This window comes from Janthinobacterium salmonicoloratum, assembly GCF_051380845.1.
GTDB classification, from domain to species: domain Bacteria; phylum Pseudomonadota; class Gammaproteobacteria; order Burkholderiales; family Burkholderiaceae_D; genus Janthinobacterium; species Janthinobacterium lividum_F.
On the sequence record NZ_JBNYXV010000003.1, the window covers coordinates 256521 to 270938 of the forward strand.

General features: G+C 61.7%; 14 protein-coding genes and 2 tRNA genes. 2 read left to right on the forward strand and 14 right to left on the reverse strand.

Translation table 11 applies throughout. The features are described from left to right. Positions 1–193: 193 nt before the first annotated feature. From ACQ4WY_RS17860 to ACQ4WY_RS17915, 12 genes are all read right to left on the reverse strand, one after another. On the reverse strand, positions 194–1204 hold the full coding sequence (locus tag ACQ4WY_RS17860) for a porin (protein ID WP_436505162.1): 1011 nt from the start codon (positions 1202–1204) through the stop codon (positions 194–196). 84 nt (positions 1205–1288) lie between these two features. Continuing rightward, positions 1289–2098, reverse strand: a complete 810-nt coding sequence (locus ACQ4WY_RS17865) for a thiazole synthase (RefSeq protein WP_436505163.1) — start codon at positions 2096–2098, stop codon at positions 1289–1291. Between the two features lie 12 nt (positions 2099–2110). Continuing rightward, on the reverse strand, positions 2111–3412 hold the full coding sequence (locus ACQ4WY_RS17870) for a D-amino acid dehydrogenase (RefSeq protein WP_436505164.1): 1302 nt from the start codon (positions 3410–3412) through the stop codon (positions 2111–2113). Between the two features lie 16 nt (positions 3413–3428). Continuing rightward, positions 3429–4493 (reverse strand): YeiH family protein, encoded by a 1065-nt coding sequence (locus tag ACQ4WY_RS17875; RefSeq protein ID WP_436505165.1) that lies wholly within the window; start codon positions 4491–4493, stop codon positions 3429–3431. 204 nt (positions 4494–4697) lie between these two features. After that, positions 4698–5567 carry an NAD(P)-dependent oxidoreductase gene (locus ACQ4WY_RS17880; RefSeq protein WP_436505166.1) on the reverse strand — a complete coding sequence of 290 codons (870 nt, stop codon included), beginning with the start codon at positions 5565–5567 and terminating at the stop codon, positions 4698–4700. Positions 5568–5630: 63 nt separating this feature from the next. Further along, the gene (locus ACQ4WY_RS17885) at positions 5631–6068 is read right to left on the reverse strand and encodes a GNAT family N-acetyltransferase (RefSeq protein ID WP_436505167.1); all 438 of its coding nucleotides are present in this window, start codon (positions 6066–6068) and stop codon (positions 5631–5633) included. A 4-nt stretch (positions 6069–6072) separates the two neighbouring features. Continuing rightward, positions 6073–7128 (reverse strand): histidinol-phosphate transaminase, encoded by a 1056-nt coding sequence (gene hisC / locus ACQ4WY_RS17890; protein WP_436505169.1) that lies wholly within the window; start codon positions 7126–7128, stop codon positions 6073–6075. A 241-nt stretch (positions 7129–7369) separates the two neighbouring features. Beyond that, a tRNA-Ser gene (locus ACQ4WY_RS17895) sits at positions 7370–7459 on the reverse strand. Positions 7460–7794: 335 nt separating this feature from the next. Then, positions 7795–7884 (reverse strand) — tRNA-Ser (locus ACQ4WY_RS17900). A 77-nt stretch (positions 7885–7961) separates the two neighbouring features. Then, entirely contained in the window at positions 7962–9251 is a 1290-nt protein-coding gene (gene serS / locus ACQ4WY_RS17905; RefSeq protein WP_436505170.1) for a serine--tRNA ligase, read from the reverse strand. 147 nt (positions 9252–9398) lie between these two features. Then, complete coding sequence (locus ACQ4WY_RS17910) at positions 9399–9602, reverse strand: hypothetical protein (RefSeq protein WP_436505171.1); 204 nt, start codon at positions 9600–9602, stop codon at positions 9399–9401. A gap of 149 nt (positions 9603–9751) precedes the next feature. Beyond that, positions 9752–11173, reverse strand: a complete 1422-nt coding sequence (locus tag ACQ4WY_RS17915) for an aminotransferase-like domain-containing protein (protein ID WP_436505172.1) — start codon at positions 11171–11173, stop codon at positions 9752–9754. A 180-nt stretch (positions 11174–11353) separates the two neighbouring features. Here ACQ4WY_RS17915 and ACQ4WY_RS17920 point away from each other — a divergent pair, with 180 nt between their 5' ends. Together ACQ4WY_RS17920 and ACQ4WY_RS17925 are read left to right on the forward strand one after the other, a co-directional pair. Then, entirely contained in the window at positions 11354–11644 is a 291-nt protein-coding gene (locus ACQ4WY_RS17920) for a DUF2917 domain-containing protein (RefSeq protein WP_436505173.1), read from the forward strand. Further along, complete coding sequence (locus ACQ4WY_RS17925; protein WP_436505174.1) at positions 11641–12378, forward strand: NAD-dependent epimerase/dehydratase family protein; 738 nt, start codon at positions 11641–11643, stop codon at positions 12376–12378. The genes ACQ4WY_RS17920 and ACQ4WY_RS17925 overlap by 4 nt, the downstream gene beginning before the upstream one ends. 2 nt (positions 12379–12380) lie before the next feature. Here the strand turns inward: ACQ4WY_RS17925 and ACQ4WY_RS17930 are convergent, their stop codons facing one another. Together ACQ4WY_RS17930 and lolA are read right to left on the reverse strand one after the other, a co-directional pair. Continuing rightward, a complete protein-coding gene (locus ACQ4WY_RS17930) occupies positions 12381–13688 on the reverse strand; it encodes a replication-associated recombination protein A (protein WP_353658079.1) in 1308 nt (435 codons plus the stop codon). Between the two features lie 70 nt (positions 13689–13758). Further along, the gene (gene lolA, locus ACQ4WY_RS17935; RefSeq protein WP_035826475.1) at positions 13759–14415 is read right to left on the reverse strand and encodes an outer membrane lipoprotein chaperone LolA; all 657 of its coding nucleotides are present in this window, start codon (positions 14413–14415) and stop codon (positions 13759–13761) included. Positions 14416–14418: the final 3 nt, after the last annotated feature.

Genomic DNA, 14418 nt, shown 5'->3' on the forward strand with positions numbered 1-14418 from the left:
GTATATTTTGTTCCGATATTTGAAATACGTGTTCAATTTAACGGTTGCGAAATGCGCTGTCAATGAAAATTCATGAAAATTCGGACTGTTTCATTCCTGAATCCGGAATCCGTGACTTTGCGCCACTCCTGAAACAACAATGGCGGGCTATCCGCAACAGACAGCCCGCCATCGATACCTCCTGCGCTGCGTCCTAGAACTTCAGGCGCATGCCGGCCGTGAAGGCGCTCGAGTTATGTCCTGGCAAGGGCACGCTGCCACCGCTGGAAGCGTCACCGACGAAGTTGGTGCCCGCGCCATCGTTGTTGATGCGCCCGTACGAGGTGTACAGATTGGTGCGCTTGGACAAGGCATAGGTGTAGCCGATGGCCAGCTGGCGCCCGCCGCGGCGCGCGTTCGTGCGGTCATCCTTGCGGATATACGACGCCATCACGCTGCCGGCCGCGCCCACGGGAGCTGACGCACCCAGCATGTAGTTGCGGAAGTCCGTGCCCGCATCATCCTTGTCCGTCTCATAGGCGGCGTGCAGCTTGGCGGGGCCGAAGTCGTAGGTGCCGCCCAGCAAGGTCACTTTCGCCGTGTTCAGCGGCGTGTCCTTGCGGTTGTCATGCGCCAGGGTCAGCACCAGCGGGCCGTTGGCGTAATCGATGGAAAAATCGATGGTGCGGCCCAGGGTGTTGCTGTCCGGCTTTTCACCGAGGCCAACCATGACGGCAGCCGACAAGCCGTTCACCTTCGGCGTCTCGTACATGATGGAGTTTTTCGTGCGCAGGCTGGCCACGCTCATCAGGTTGATCGAGGCGCCCGTCATGCCCGTTTCGAAGGGGTCGATATTGTCCAGCGCGGTGAACAGCGGATTGTGTTGCAAGCCCAGGTTCACGGCGCCGAAGCCGCCCGACAGGCCCACGTAGGCCTTGCGCCCGAACAGGGCGCCCTGGCGGTTGGCGCCCGTGTCCACATCGAGGCCATTTTCCAGCAAGAAATTGGCCTTCAGGTTGTTGCCCAGGTCTTCCGTGCCCTTGAAGCCGATGCGGCTGCCCGACTGTACTCCGGTGGCCAGCTTGGTGACGGAACCGTCCGCGCCACCGTGTTCGGACGTCAGGCCCGCGTCGAGCAAGCCGTATACAGTGACGGACGATTGGGCGCTGGCGCTACCGGCGAAGAGTGTGGCCAGGACGGCCGCCGCTACGAGTGTGTGTTTCATGTCATCTCCAGGTATTGTGGTTTTTATAAACGCTTGAAACGATAATCAACTACGGTGCTGCAAATTGCGGGTAAATGCGGCGGCTCAGGCGATCAGCCCGGCCATCGGCGACGAGGGCGAGGCGCTCATGGCGCCCGCTCTCCGGGGCATGCGTCCGGCAAGGTAAGCCTCGCGTCCGCCCTGCACTGCCAGTTTCATGGCGCGCGCCATGCGTATCGGTTCGCGCGCCGCCGCGATGGCGGTATTCATCAGGATGCCGTCGCAGCCGAGCTCCATGGCGATGGCCGCGTCCGACGCCGTGCCGACACCGGCATCGACCAGCACGGGTACCGTGGCTTGCTCGATGATCAGCGACAGATTCCACGGATTCAGAATGCCCATGCCCGAGCCGATCAGGGACGCCAGCGGCATGACGGCGATGCAGCCGAGGTCTTCCAGCATGCGCGCCTGGATCGGGTCGTCGCTGCAATACACCATCACCTGGAAGCCGTCGCGCACCAGCTCCCCAGCCGCTTTTAACGTTTCCGGCATGTTCGGGAACAGGGTCTTTTCATCGCCGAGCACTTCCAGCTTGCATAGCTGGTGCCCGCCCAGCAGCTCGCGCGCCAGTTGCAGGGTGTAGACGGCGTCGCGCGCGTTGTAGCAGCCGCCCGTGTTGGGCAAAATCGTGTATTTCGACGGCGGAATGAAATCGAGCAGGTTCGGTTCGCCCTTCTCCTGGCCGATATTCACGCGGCGAATGGTGACCGTGACGATCTCGGCGCCGCTCGCTTCGATGGCCAGGCGCGTTTCCTCGAAATCCTTGTATTTCCCGGTCCCTACCAGCAGGCGCGACTGATAGGTGGTGCCGGCCAGAGTCAGGCCGGTCGGTGCAGGGGTAAGGTCGTCTCTCATCGCGGTGCTCTCCTAAGTTGGTGTAACTGCGTGATGTAACTGCGGTCCCTCGCGAAGGGCTACGCCGCAGAACGCAAAATCGACGTCGGGCCGCCGTCCCGACACGAGGTCGGCGATCGCCCTGCCCGCGCCACAGCCCATGGTCCAGCCCAGGGTGCCGTGGCCCGTATTGAGGAAGAGCTGGCGGTAGCGCGTGGCGCCGATATACGGCACGTTCGAGGGTGTCAGGGGGCGCAGGCCGGCCCAGTAGACGGGGTCGCTGTAATCGCAGGCGTGGGGAAACAGGGCCTGCACGCGGCGCGTGATAGCGGCGCAGCGCACGGGGTTCAGTTCCCGCGTATAGCCGTTCAACTCGCATGTGCCGGCCACGCGCAGGCGCTCGCCCAGGCGCGAAAACACCAGTTTATGGCCGTCGTCCGTCAGCGACACGGAAGGCGCGCTGACGGGGTCGACGATCGGATAAGTGGCCGAGTAACCCTTGCCCGGATACAGCATCAGGCGGATGCCCAGCGGCTGCAGCAGCGGTGCGGAAAAGCTGCCCATGGCGACCACCACGGCGTCCGCATGCTCCAGGCGGTGGCCCCCTTGCGCGTCGATGCTTTCCACGCCCGTGAGGCGTTCGCCATCCGTCAGCAGGCGCGTCACCGTCGTGCCGTACTGGAAATCCACGCCGGCAGCGGCCGCGCGCGCAGCCAAGGCCGTGGCAAACAGATGCACGTCACCCGACTCGTCGCTGGCCGTAAAATCGCCGCCCACGATCTGGCTGCGCGCGTGACGCAGGGCCGGCTCGATGCGAACCACTTCGTCGGCGCTGACGGTGTTGCGCGGGCAGCCCAGCTCGCGCAAGAGCGCGGCGCCCGCTTGCGATTTATCAAATTCCTGCTGGTCCGTATAGAAATGCAAGATGCCCCGCTCCAGGTGGTCGTAGGCTATGCCCGTCTCGCGGCGCAAGGCTTGCAGGCTCTGCCGGCTGTACTCGGCCAGGGCGACGATCTGACGCATATTGCGCGACACCCTCGACGGCAAACACTCGCGCAAGTAGTGCAGCACCCACTGCCATTGCAGCGCATCGAGACGTGGACGGAACAGCAGCGGCGCATCGTCCTTGCCCAGCCACGTGAGCACCTTGCGCAGGGTGGCGGGATTCGCCCACGGTTCGGCGTGCGAAACGGAAATCTGCCCGCCGTTACCGAAGCTCGTTTCCTGCGCGGCGCCCGCCTGGCGCTCGAGCACGCGCACGTCGTGACCCGCCTGGCGCAAGTACCAGGCCGATGCCGTGCCGACCACGCCGGCGCCGAGGACAAGGATCTTCATGGCGGGCTCGACTCGCTTAGCGCGTCAGCAGCACGGCGATGGCGACAAAGGCGGCGATCCACACCGTTTCCATCACCAGCATGATCACGGGACGCCAGCCCAGCGAGGCCAGCGACTGGAACGACGTTTTCACGCCCAGCGCGGCGATGGCGATGACGAGACAGGCGCGCGAGGCATTGTTGATCCAGCCATTCACTTCCTGCGGAATCAGGCCCAGGCTGTTGGTAATGACGAGCCAGACAAAGCCGATCAGGAAGAAGGGCACGAGCGGCGGCGCGTCGACCTCGCTCTTGCCATCCTTGCGCTTGAACATGATCGACAGGCCCAGCACGACAGGCACGAGGCAAGCCACGCGCGTCAATTTGACGAAGGTGGCCACGTCGCCCGTATGGTTGCTGACCAGATAGCCGGCGCCCACCACTTGCGCCACGTCATGGATGGTGCCGCCGATGAACACGCCTGCTTCCGTCGGGTCAAAGCCCAGCACCTTGACCAGCAGCGGATAGACGATCATGGCCAGGGTCGACAGCGAGGTCACGCCCACCACCGTCAGCAGGGTGAACTTTTCGTTTTCCTTGGTTTGCGGCAGCACGGCCGAGATGGCCAGCGCGGCCGACGCGCCGCAGATGGCTACCGAGCCGCCCGACAAAATGCCTTCCGTGATGGGACGCTTGAGCCACCTGGCCAGCAGGTAGCCGAAGCCCAAAGTCGCCACCAGGCCGCCGACGACGATCAGCAGGGGCGTCACGCCGACCGAGGCGATCTGGTTGAAGGTGATGCGCGCGCCCAGCAGGGCCACGCCCGTGCGCAGCAGCACCTTGCTGCAAAATTCGATGCCGGGCTTGCAGGTGGGATCGGACGCCAGGAAGTGGAAGGCCAGGCCGAAGAACAGCGCGTACAGCAGTTGGGGGCCGCCGTAATTGCTGGAAATAAAGGTGGCCGACAGCGCGATCACCAGCGCGATGGCCACGCCGGGCCAGCTGCGCAGCACGGCGCGGGGGCGCCAGATGGCAACGGCGGAAGACAGGTAGGGAATGTTCTTGTCGACAACGCGTGTTATCGCTGAGGAGTTGGTTTTCATGCGGGTCCGCTCATAATGTTTTAAAAATTGGGACATTTCATCTCGTTTTTTAATAATACACGATGAGCTAGCGAAGTCCATGCTTTTCCATGAAAATCGAAACCGGATGTTCCGGAAACTGACGTTTTGAGGTTAATGCTGGCGTAAACGACAAGCGGCGCGGCCCTTTGCAGGGACGCGCCGCCGTTGCCAGTACTTGAAAGATTACTTTTTGTTCAAACGGGTAATCAGGCTGGACGTGTCATAACGGTTGCCACCCGCCTGCTGCACTTCGCCATAGAACTGGTCCGTCAAGGTCGTCACGGGCAAGTCGCTGCCGTTGCGCTTGGCTTCGGCGAGGCAGATGCCCAGGTCCTTGCGCATCAGGTCGACGGCGAAACCGAAGTCGAACTTGCGTTCGATCATGGTCTTGCCCCGGTTTTCCAGCTGCCACGACTGCGCCGCGCCCTTGGAAATCACGTCGACCACCAGGGCCGCATCGAGGCCCGCGTTTTCCGCGAAGGCGATACCTTCGCTGAGCGCTTGCACCAGGCCCGCGATGCAGATCTGGTTGACCATTTTCGTCAGCTGGCCGGAACCGGACGCCCCCATGTAGGTGACGGCGCGCGAGAACAAGGCGATGACAGGCTCGGCGCGTGCATACGCTTCCGCATCGCCGCCCACCATCACCGTCAGCTTGCCGTTTTCCGCGCCCGCCTGGCCGCCGGACACGGGCGCGTCGAGGAAGAACACGCCTTTTTTTTGCGCCGCCGCGTGGATGGTGCGCGCCGCTTCGGCGGAAGCCGTCGTGTGGTCGATCAGGATGCTACCCGGCACCATGGCGGACAGCAAGCCGCCCTCTTCCAGGATGACTTGGTACAAATCATTATCGTTGCCGATGCAGGTGAAGACGAACTCGGCGCCCGCAGCAGCAGCGGCCGGCGTGGCGGCGCTGCTGCCTTTATGCTGCTCCAGCCAGGCGGCCGCGCGGGCCGGGTTGCGGTTGTACACGGTGACGTCGTGCCCGCCCGCCGCCAGGTGACCTGCCATGGGGAAACCCATGACGCCCAAACCGATGAATGCCACTTTTGCCATAATGTCCGTCCTGTCGATGAATGAATCCGATTATTGTTGCACAAACAGTCGCCGCCGGCAGCATCAAGCTGCGGGGGCGCGCCGATAATACAGGTCGAACTCCTCCTCGCCATCCGGCACGAAGCCGTGACGCACGTAGAAGCGGTTCGCCTCGCTGCCGCGCAAGGCCCCCACGCGCACGCTCTTGCGGGCCGCATCGGCCTCGGCAAACACGCGCGCCAACACGGCTGCGCCCATGCCTTGCCGTTGGCATGCCGGCGCCAGATAGAGGTGGTCGAGCAGTAAATAATCCGCTTGCGGGCGCAACACATAGAAGCCGGCCAGCGCGTCGCCATGGCGCAGCTGCCAGGTGCAATCGGGGTCGAACGTGGCCAGGAAACGCTGGCGCGCACGCTGCGGATCATAGCGGCCGATGCGCTCCAGGCTTTCACGCATGGCGGCCACGCGCAGGCTGGCCAGCGCTTCGCCATCGGCCAGGCTGGCAGGCACGAAAGTCAGCATGGCGTCACAGCACTGCGCGCAACGCCGCCATCAGGGCTGCGCATTCGTCCACGTTACCGATGCTGATGCGCAAATACTGGCTGATGCGTGGTACATTGAAATGACGCACGATCACGGAACGGGCGCGCAAGCCTGCCGCCAGTTGCGCCGCGTCATGCTGCGGGTGGCGGGCAAAGACGAAATTGGCCACCGAAGGCAGCACGTCGAAGCCCAGCGCCGTCAAGTCTGCCGTCAGCTGATCGCGGCTGGCGATGACGGCCTGGCGCGTCTGCTGGAAATACGCTTCGTCGTGCAGCGAGGCCACGGCGCCGGCCAGCGCCAGCCGGTCCAGCGGATACGAATTGAAACTGTTCTTCACTCTTTCCAGCGCCTCGATCAGGTCCGGATGCCCGAAGGCACAGCCCACGCGCAAGCCGGCCAGCGAGCGCGATTTCGAGAACGTCTGCACCACCAGCAAGTTCGGATAACGGTCGACCAGGGCCACAGCACTTTCCCCGCCGAAATCCACATACGCTTCATCGACCACCACCACGGCATCGGGATGCGCATGCAGCAGCGCTTCCACGCCGGCCAGCGGCAAGTCCACGCCAGTGGGCGCATTGGGATTCGGGAAGATGATGGCGCCGCACGGCCCCTGGTAGTCCTCCGGGCGGATGCGCATGGTCTCGTCGAGCGCCACCGTGCGATAGTCGATGCCGTACAGCTTGCAATATACGGGATAGAAGCTGTAGCTGATGTCCGGAAACAGCAGCGGCGCATCGTGCTTGAGCAAGGCCATGAAGGCCAGCGCCAGCACTTCGTCGGAACCGTTGCCGACAAACACTTGCGCGCTATTCAAGCCGTGGTAGTCAGCCAGGGTTTGCTTCAGTTCGCTGGCTGAAGGGTCAGGGTAGAGGCGCAGGGTGTCGTTGGCTGCTTCGCGCAGCGCGGCCAGCACCTGGGGCGATGGACCGTAGGGGTTTTCGTTGGTGTTGAGTTTGACCAGGTCGGGCAGTTTCGGTTGCTCGCCCGGGATGTAGGGGGTCAGCTCGCTGACGATGTTGCTCCAGAATCGGCTCATTACTTTGCTCATTACTTTGCTCATTACTTTGGTATGGGGGCAGGATGGTGATCGGGTAGATTACCATGGCTGAGGGAGATCAAGGTGGCGGGGGCGCTGGTCATTAGAGCTTGAATGGAGGAAAAAACGCCTTGCGCTGCGCGCTTTGGGCGGTTTTTCTACCTGGCCTTGATGCGTTGGTGGCTGGTATATGTGATGGATATAAAAAAAGCTCCCTTGCGGGAGCTTTTTTTATGTATTCTGGCGGAGAGGGTGGGATTCGAACCCACGGTACGATTTAACGTACGCTTGATTTCGAGTCAAGTACATTCGACCACTCTGCCACCTCTCCGTTTACTGCGGTCTATTCATTCAAACTGGCGTGCCGGTTTGAATGAGGCGCTATTTTAGCATGGGTGTTGTTGGGTTGGGTAGGGGGTTTATTGCTAATCTTGCTTTTGAAAAGCAAAACCCATTTGGGCGATTCGGGGAGCCTCGCGCGAGTACGCGCTCGTCTTCGAACCTGCCGCCTTGGCGCACGCGTCAAAACCAATTTGACGATTCGGAATGCTCCGCGCAAATATGCGCAGAGCTTCGAATCCCACGCGCAAGGCGCGCAGGCGCCTTGCTCCTCTTCGCCGGCACAAATAAAAAAAGCTCCCTTACGGGAGCTTCTTTTATTTGTTCTGGCGGAGAGGGTGGGATTCGAACCCACGGTACGATTTAACGTACGCTTGATTTCGAGTCAAGTACATTCGACCACTCTGCCACCTCTCCATTTGCTGCGGTCTTTCCTCGCATTGCTGCGAGAAGGCAAGATTATAGCAGCCCGCGGCGAAAAGAAAAGGACTATTTTATGCCTTCAGATGCGTCAGGCCACCCATGTATGGACGCAGCACTGGCGGGATCTCGACGCTGCCGTCTGCCTGCTGGTAGTTTTCCAGCACGGCCACCAAAGTGCGACCCACTGCCAGGCCGGAACCGTTCAGGGTGTGGGCCAGTTCCGGCTTGCCGGCGGCGTTGCGGAAGCGCGCCTGCATGCGGCGGGCCTGGAAGGCTTCGCAGTTCGACAGGGACGAAATTTCGCGGTAGGTATTTTGCGCCGGCAACCACACTTCCAGGTCGAAGGTCTTGGTGGCAGTAAAGCCCATGTCGCCCGTGCACAGCGACATCACGCGGTACGGCAAGCCCAGGCGTTGCAAGATCGTTTCCGCGTGGCCGACCATTTCATCGAGCACCTGGTACGAGGTGTCCGGATGCACCACTTGCACCATTTCCACCTTGTCGAACTGGTGCTGGCGGATCATGCCGCGCGTGTCGCGGCCGTAGCTGCCCGCTTCCGAGCGGAAGCATGGCGTGTGAGCCGTCATTTTCAGGGGCAGTTGATCGAGCGCCAGGATTTCGTCGCGCGCGATGTTGGTCAGCGATACTTCCGAAGTAGGGATCAGGTAGAAGGTCTCGCCCTCGCCTTCCACGCCGCCTTTTTTCACCGAGAACAAATCGGCTTCGAATTTCGGCAACTGGCCCGTGCCGCGCAGCGAATCGGCGTTGACCATGTATGGCGTATAGCATTCCGTGTAGCCGTGCTCGTCCACGTGCGTGTTGAGCATGAATTGCGCCAGCGCGCGGTGCAGGCGAGCGATGCCGCCTTTCATGACGGAGAAGCGCGAACCGGTCAGCTTGGTTGCCACTTCGAAGTCCAGGCCCAGCGGGGCGCCCACGTCGACGTGATCCTTGACTTCAAAGTCAAAAGTGCGCGGCGTGCCGACCTTGCGCACTTCCACGTTGCCCGACTCGTCCGTGCCCAAAGGCGACGACTCGTGCGGCAGGTTCGGCACGGCCATGATGAAATCGCTCAGCTTGGTTTGCACCAAGGTCAGCGCCGCTTCATCGGCTTTCAGTTCATCGCCCAGGCCGGCCACTTGCGCCATCACGGCCGAGGTGTCTTCCCCCTTGCCTTTCAACATGCCGATTTGCTTGGACAGCGCATTGCGCTTGCCCTGCAGCTCTTCGGTGCGCGTCTGGATCGCCTTGCGTTCGGCTTCGAGGGCGGTAAAACCTGCCACGTCGAGCTGGAATTTGCGCGTCGCCAGGCGTTCTGCGACGGTGGCGATGTCTTTACGGAGAAGTTGGATATCTATCATGGGTGGATGGCGGTGCCGATGTATCGAAAGCACTCATTGTACCAAGACCCGTTCAGTTCTTTATGAGTTTTGCACATGGCTGGCCATCGTCATGGCAGCATGGCTGGGCACTCGCGCCCGCTTTACATTTATTGCTTAGCTTAGTGCTTAAATAAAGGCGGCTTTTTCGGCAGCGCTCAGGCGGCGAGCGCTGACGGTAACGACAGGCATCGCGCTGTCGGCAGCCTGGGCAATCACCGTGCTGCTGGCGCTCACTTCGACCGTATTCGCACCGGCGGTGGCGAAGCTGGCGCCGATGGCGATGATGGCGGCGGCGACAAAGGTGATTTCCATGTTTTTCAGTGCGTTCATGATGTTACTCCTGGTTAGTTTGTTTCGTTGACTGCTGTTGGTATGGTGGTACTTTAGCCAACGGCGACAAACAACGCCACCGGCTTGCGACCAGCAGCAAAAAACAGGGAGCGAACGGTGAAAAACGGGGACTGAAGCGCAAAGAATAGTTACAAGGAATCCTTGACGAGGCGCCCCAGACGGCTGATCGCCTGCTCGATGCGCGGCGTCCAGGCATTGCCGCAATTGAGGCGCAGATAATTGCCGAACTTGCCCGAGGCCGAGAACAGCTGGCCCGGCATATACGCCACGCCGTCCGCAATCGCCTGGCCATGCAGGGCCAGCGCATCGATTTGCGGCGGCATCTGCACCCACAGCACGAAACCGCCTTGCGGCTCGGACAGCATGCAGTCCGCCGGAAAGTGGGCCGCCACCGCGTCGGACATGCGCGCGATGCGCTGCACCAGGGTGCGCCGCATCTTGCGCAATTGCTGGTCGTAGCTGCTACCTTCCAGAAAGTCGGCCAGCACGGCCTGGAAGAAATGGCTGGTGGCGCCGCTCGACACGGTTTTCAGCAGGGCCACTTCCTGCGCGAAACGCCCGGCCAGCACATAGCCCACGCGCGACGCCGGCGTGATGGCCTTGGAAAACGAGGAGCACAGCAAGACGTTGCCGCTCGTGTCGTAGGCCTTCACGGGCCAAGGTCGCTGCGGCGCAAAGCACAGGTCGCCATAGACATCGTCTTCCACCAGCGGAATATTGAATTCCGACAGCAACCCCGCCAGGCGCTTCTTGTTTTCTTCCGGCATGACGCAACCAAGCGGGTTGTTGGCGTTCGGCACGAACAAACACGCTTGCACGAGACCGGCGCGCAGAGCCAGCTCCAGCGCGTCGAGCAACGGCCCCGTCTTCGGGTCGGTGGGGATTTCCAAGGCCTTCATGCCCAGGCTTTCGATCATTTGCAGCAGCACGAAATACGTGGCCGACTCGATGGCGATGGTGTCACCCGGCTTGGCCACAGCGCGCAGGCACAGGCTGATCGCCTCCGTGCAGGAATTCGTCACGACGATCTCGTGCGGGTCCAGCTTGCCCCAGTCCAGCGCGCGGCGCGCGACCTGGCGCAGGAAATTGCCTTCGCTGATGTCGTAGCAGCTAACCTTGCTCAATAAAGCGGGTTCGCGCCGCGCCACGGCGCTGATGGTGCGCTGCATGCGCTTGATGGGCAAGATCTCGTCGGGCGGCCAGGCCGTGCCCAGTTGCACGATATTCGCCGTCTCGTTGTCTTTCAACACGCGCATCAACAGATTATTGATGCCGACAAAGGCCGGCTCCCTCAAGTTCTGGGCATCAAAGCTGCAGGCGCGGCGCGGCGCGCGGTGGCGCACGAAATAGCCGGACTGGGGCCGCGCATCAACCTGTCCCCGGTCTTCCATCAGGCGCAAGGCTTGCATCACGGTACTAATGGAGATGCGCTTTTGCTGCGCCAGGTGGCGGATCGACGGCAGGCGGTCGCCGGGCGCAAACACGCGCGAGTCGATCAGGGCGCCCAGCTCGTTGGCCAGATGCTCGTACAGATTCAAATGCGCGCTCATGTTCATCCCTTCAGTATGCAGCTGCCGCGCGGGGCCGGCACAGATACAGTTGCCGAATTTTTTGATAAGCACAGTGTACGACAAGGGACACTGTATTCATGACAATTTCGTTTTCCTGCATCTGTCATGGTTCACCGCAAGCGCCTAAGCTGTTCCTGTCAGCACAACAGGAGCGATGCCATGCATACCGACCACGAATTACGCAGCGAACGGCCTTTACGCCTGGAAAAGGCGCACGCCAGGGTCATCGAATGCCTGTCCGGTACGGCGTGGATCACGGCCTATGCCCAATTCGAGGATTGTGTACTGCGCAGCGGCGAACGCTACACGATACCGAATGACGGCCTGGTGCTGGTCGAAGCCGTGGGTAGCGGACACATCCGTGTGCACGGGACCGCCGCACCCCGGCCCACCCTGCTGCGCTGGCTGAACCTGGCACTGCCTCACACACTGAATACAAGGAATACATGATTCAAGAACCACTGCGCGTCCTCGTCACGGGCGCCGCCGGCATCATCGGCACCGCTTTCTGGAAGCGCCGGCACGGGGAATTCTCCTTGCGCCTGGCCGACCTGCACACAGGCAAGCTGGCCGAAGCGCCCTGCCCATCCATGCCACTCGATGTCGGCGACTATGCCGCCTGCCTGGCCGCCTGCGCCGACACCGACGTGGTGCTGCACCTGGCCGGCGTGCCGCACGCCAGCGCCGATTTCGATGCGCAATTGTTGCAGCCGAACATCATCGGCACGCACAACATCTTCCGCGCGGCACAGGCACAAGGTGTGAAAAGAGTCGTGTTTGCCAGCAGCGCGCAAGCCATCGAGGGCTATCCGCTCGATATGCAAGTGCAGGAAAACATGCCGGCCCGGCCAGCCAACATGTATGGCGCCAGCAAGGCGTTCGGCGAAGGCGTGGCCTCCGCGTTCGCGCACCAGCATGGCATGACGGCGATTGCCGTGCGCATCGCCAACGTGGCCAACTTTGCGCCAGGTCAACAGCACAGCGCGCGCGACATTGCCGCCTTCATCAGCGAGCGCGACGTGGTGCAATTGCTGGCCCGCTGCATCGCCGCCGACGTGCCGACCGGCTACCACGTCGTGCATGGCGTGTCGGACAACCGCTATAAACGGTTGTCGATCACGGCGACGCGCCAGTTGGTCGGCTACGCGCCGCAGGATGACGGTTTTACCTTGCTGGGCTTGTAGCCTCAGCCCTTGCCGGCTTTCCTGTCCAGCTCGCGCAGCCAGGCCAGCTTATCGGCAATTTTACTTTCCAGGCCGCGCGGCACGGGCTGGTACCAGCCCGGTTCGGCCATGCCGTCCGGGAAGTAGGTTTCGCCGGCCGCATACGCATCGGGTTCGTCGTGCGCGTAGCGGTAGGCGTGGCCGTAACCCAATTCCTTCATCAGTTTCGTCGGCGCATTGCGCAAGTGCACGGGCACTTCCTTCGACTTGTCCTTCTTCACAAACGCCATGGCCGTGTTGAACGCGTTGTAGCCGGCATTGCTTTTCGCGGCAATCGCCAGATAGATCACGGCCTGGCCCAAGGCCAGCTCGCCTTCGGGCGAACCGAGGCGTTCATACGTTTCCGCCGCATCGTTGACCATGGTCAAGGCACGTGGGTCGGCCAGGCCGATATCTTCCCAGGCCATACGCACGATGCGCCGCGACAGGTAACGCGGATCGGCGCCGCCGTCGATCATGCGGCAAAACCAGTACAGGGCCGCGTCCGGGTTCGAACCACGCACGGATTTATGCAGGGCGGAAATCTGGTCATAGAAATTGTCGCCCCCCTTGTCGAAACGGCGCGAGTTCAGGGTCAGCGCATTGTCGACAAAGGCCGCGTCGATCTTCGTCGTGCCCGTCGAGCTGGCGGCCGTCTCGGCCTGCTCCAGCAAATTCAAAAAGCGGCGCGCATCGCCGTCCGCGTAGCCGATCAGGGTATCGGCGGCCGCCTCGTCGAAGGTCAGGTGCGTCAGTGCCGTGCTTTGCGCCTTGGCCAGCAGCAGCTTCATCTCGTCTTCGTTGAGCGATTTCAACACATACACTTGCGCACGCGACAACAGCGCCGAATTGACTTCGAAGCTGGGGTTTTCGGTGGTGGCGCCGATGAAGGTCACCAGACCCGATTCGACAAAAGGCAGCAAGGCATCCTGCTGCGACTTGTTGAACCGGTGGATCTCGTCGACGAACAATAAAGTGTGCTTGCCGAACTGGTCCAGGCTGTGACGCGCCTGATCCATGGCTGCGCGGATATCTTTCACACCCGCAAACACGGCCGACAGGGCAATGAATTCACTGTCGAAGGCGTTGGCCATCAGGCGCGCCAGGGTCGTCTTGCCCACGCCGGGCGGCCCCCACAAGATCATCGAATGGGCCTTGCCCGCCTCGAACGCCAGGCGCAGCGGCTTGCCGACACCCAGCAGATGCGTCTGGCCGATGACTTCGTTGAGCGTAGCAGGCCGCAAGGCCTCGGCCAGCGGCTGGCGCGGTGCGGTGGAAAAGAGATCCGCCATAATATTTACCGGGTAAGAATGCAAAAGCCCCGCATCGCTGCGAGGCCGGTCAACAACAGGACGTCAGCGATCAATTGTTAATCACGTCGGCGCCCTTGGGCATGACAAATTTAAAGTGATTGGCAGATAAGGCCGGATTTTTCTGGAAGTTCTTGAACGCCAGCACCGAGGTCTGACCGAACGAGTCGCGCAATTCCATCGCTTCCGGCACGCCATTGCGCAGGCCGATCGTGATTTCATCAAACGTCGTGTCCTTGGCCTTCGGTGTCGCTTTCAGCCATTCCAGGCCATCGCGCGTGCCCGCTTCGGCCAGAGTGAAATTCTTTTCCAGGTCATTGCTGCCGAACAGGATGGCGGCCGGCGAGGAACCGAGCGCGTCGCCCAGTTTCTTCACCGTCACCTGGCTCAAGTCCTTGTCGTAGATATACAACTTGTCGCCGTCCGCTTGCAGCAGCTGCTCGTATGGCTTCAGATAGGTCCAGATGAACTTGCCGGGACGGGCGAATTCAAACGTGCCGCTGGCCGGCGTGGACACTTTCGCCTTGCCGCTGGCGTCCGCCTTCTTGACTTGCCGCTGCACGAACTCGCCCTTGGCCGACTTGGTGCCGGCCGCAAAGCTCTTGAATTGCTCGAGCGCGCTGGCCGAGGCGCTGGCCGCGAACAGCAGGCTGCAGGCAACGCTGGCCGCGCCGATCATCATTTTTGCTGCGAAAGTATTGCTTTTCATTCT

What these genes read in the sequence shown, in the direction of transcription:
- ACQ4WY_RS17880 (WP_436505166.1), bottom strand. Translation starts at nt 5,567, where the DNA reads ATGGCAAAAGTGGCATTCATCGGTTTGGGCGTCATGGGTTTCCCCATG.
- ACQ4WY_RS17875 (WP_436505165.1), bottom strand. Translation starts at nt 4,493, where the DNA reads ATGAAAACCAACTCCTCAGCGATAACACGCGTTGTCGACAAGAACATT.
- lolA (WP_035826475.1), bottom strand. Translation starts at nt 14,415, where the DNA reads ATGAAAAGCAATACTTTCGCAGCAAAAATGATGATCGGCGCGGCCAGC.
- hisC (WP_436505169.1), bottom strand. Translation starts at nt 7,128, where the DNA reads ATGAGCCGATTCTGGAGCAACATCGTCAGCGAGCTGACCCCCTACATC.
- ACQ4WY_RS17860 (WP_436505162.1), bottom strand. Translation starts at nt 1,204, where the DNA reads ATGAAACACACACTCGTAGCGGCGGCCGTCCTGGCCACACTCTTCGCC.
- ACQ4WY_RS17910 (WP_436505171.1), bottom strand. Translation starts at nt 9,602, where the DNA reads ATGAACGCACTGAAAAACATGGAAATCACCTTTGTCGCCGCCGCCATC.
- ACQ4WY_RS17885 (WP_436505167.1), bottom strand. Translation starts at nt 6,068, where the DNA reads ATGCTGACTTTCGTGCCTGCCAGCCTGGCCGATGGCGAAGCGCTGGCC.
- ACQ4WY_RS17930 (WP_353658079.1), bottom strand. Translation starts at nt 13,688, where the DNA reads ATGGCGGATCTCTTTTCCACCGCACCGCGCCAGCCGCTGGCCGAGGCC.
- serS (WP_436505170.1), bottom strand. Translation starts at nt 9,251, where the DNA reads ATGATAGATATCCAACTTCTCCGTAAAGACATCGCCACCGTCGCAGAA.
- ACQ4WY_RS17920 (WP_436505173.1), top strand. Translation starts at nt 11,354, where the DNA reads ATGCATACCGACCACGAATTACGCAGCGAACGGCCTTTACGCCTGGAA.
- ACQ4WY_RS17925 (WP_436505174.1), top strand. Translation starts at nt 11,641, where the DNA reads ATGATTCAAGAACCACTGCGCGTCCTCGTCACGGGCGCCGCCGGCATC.
- ACQ4WY_RS17915 (WP_436505172.1), bottom strand. Translation starts at nt 11,173, where the DNA reads ATGAGCGCGCATTTGAATCTGTACGAGCATCTGGCCAACGAGCTGGGC.
- ACQ4WY_RS17870 (WP_436505164.1), bottom strand. Translation starts at nt 3,412, where the DNA reads ATGAAGATCCTTGTCCTCGGCGCCGGCGTGGTCGGCACGGCATCGGCC.
- ACQ4WY_RS17865 (WP_436505163.1), bottom strand. Translation starts at nt 2,098, where the DNA reads ATGAGAGACGACCTTACCCCTGCACCGACCGGCCTGACTCTGGCCGGC.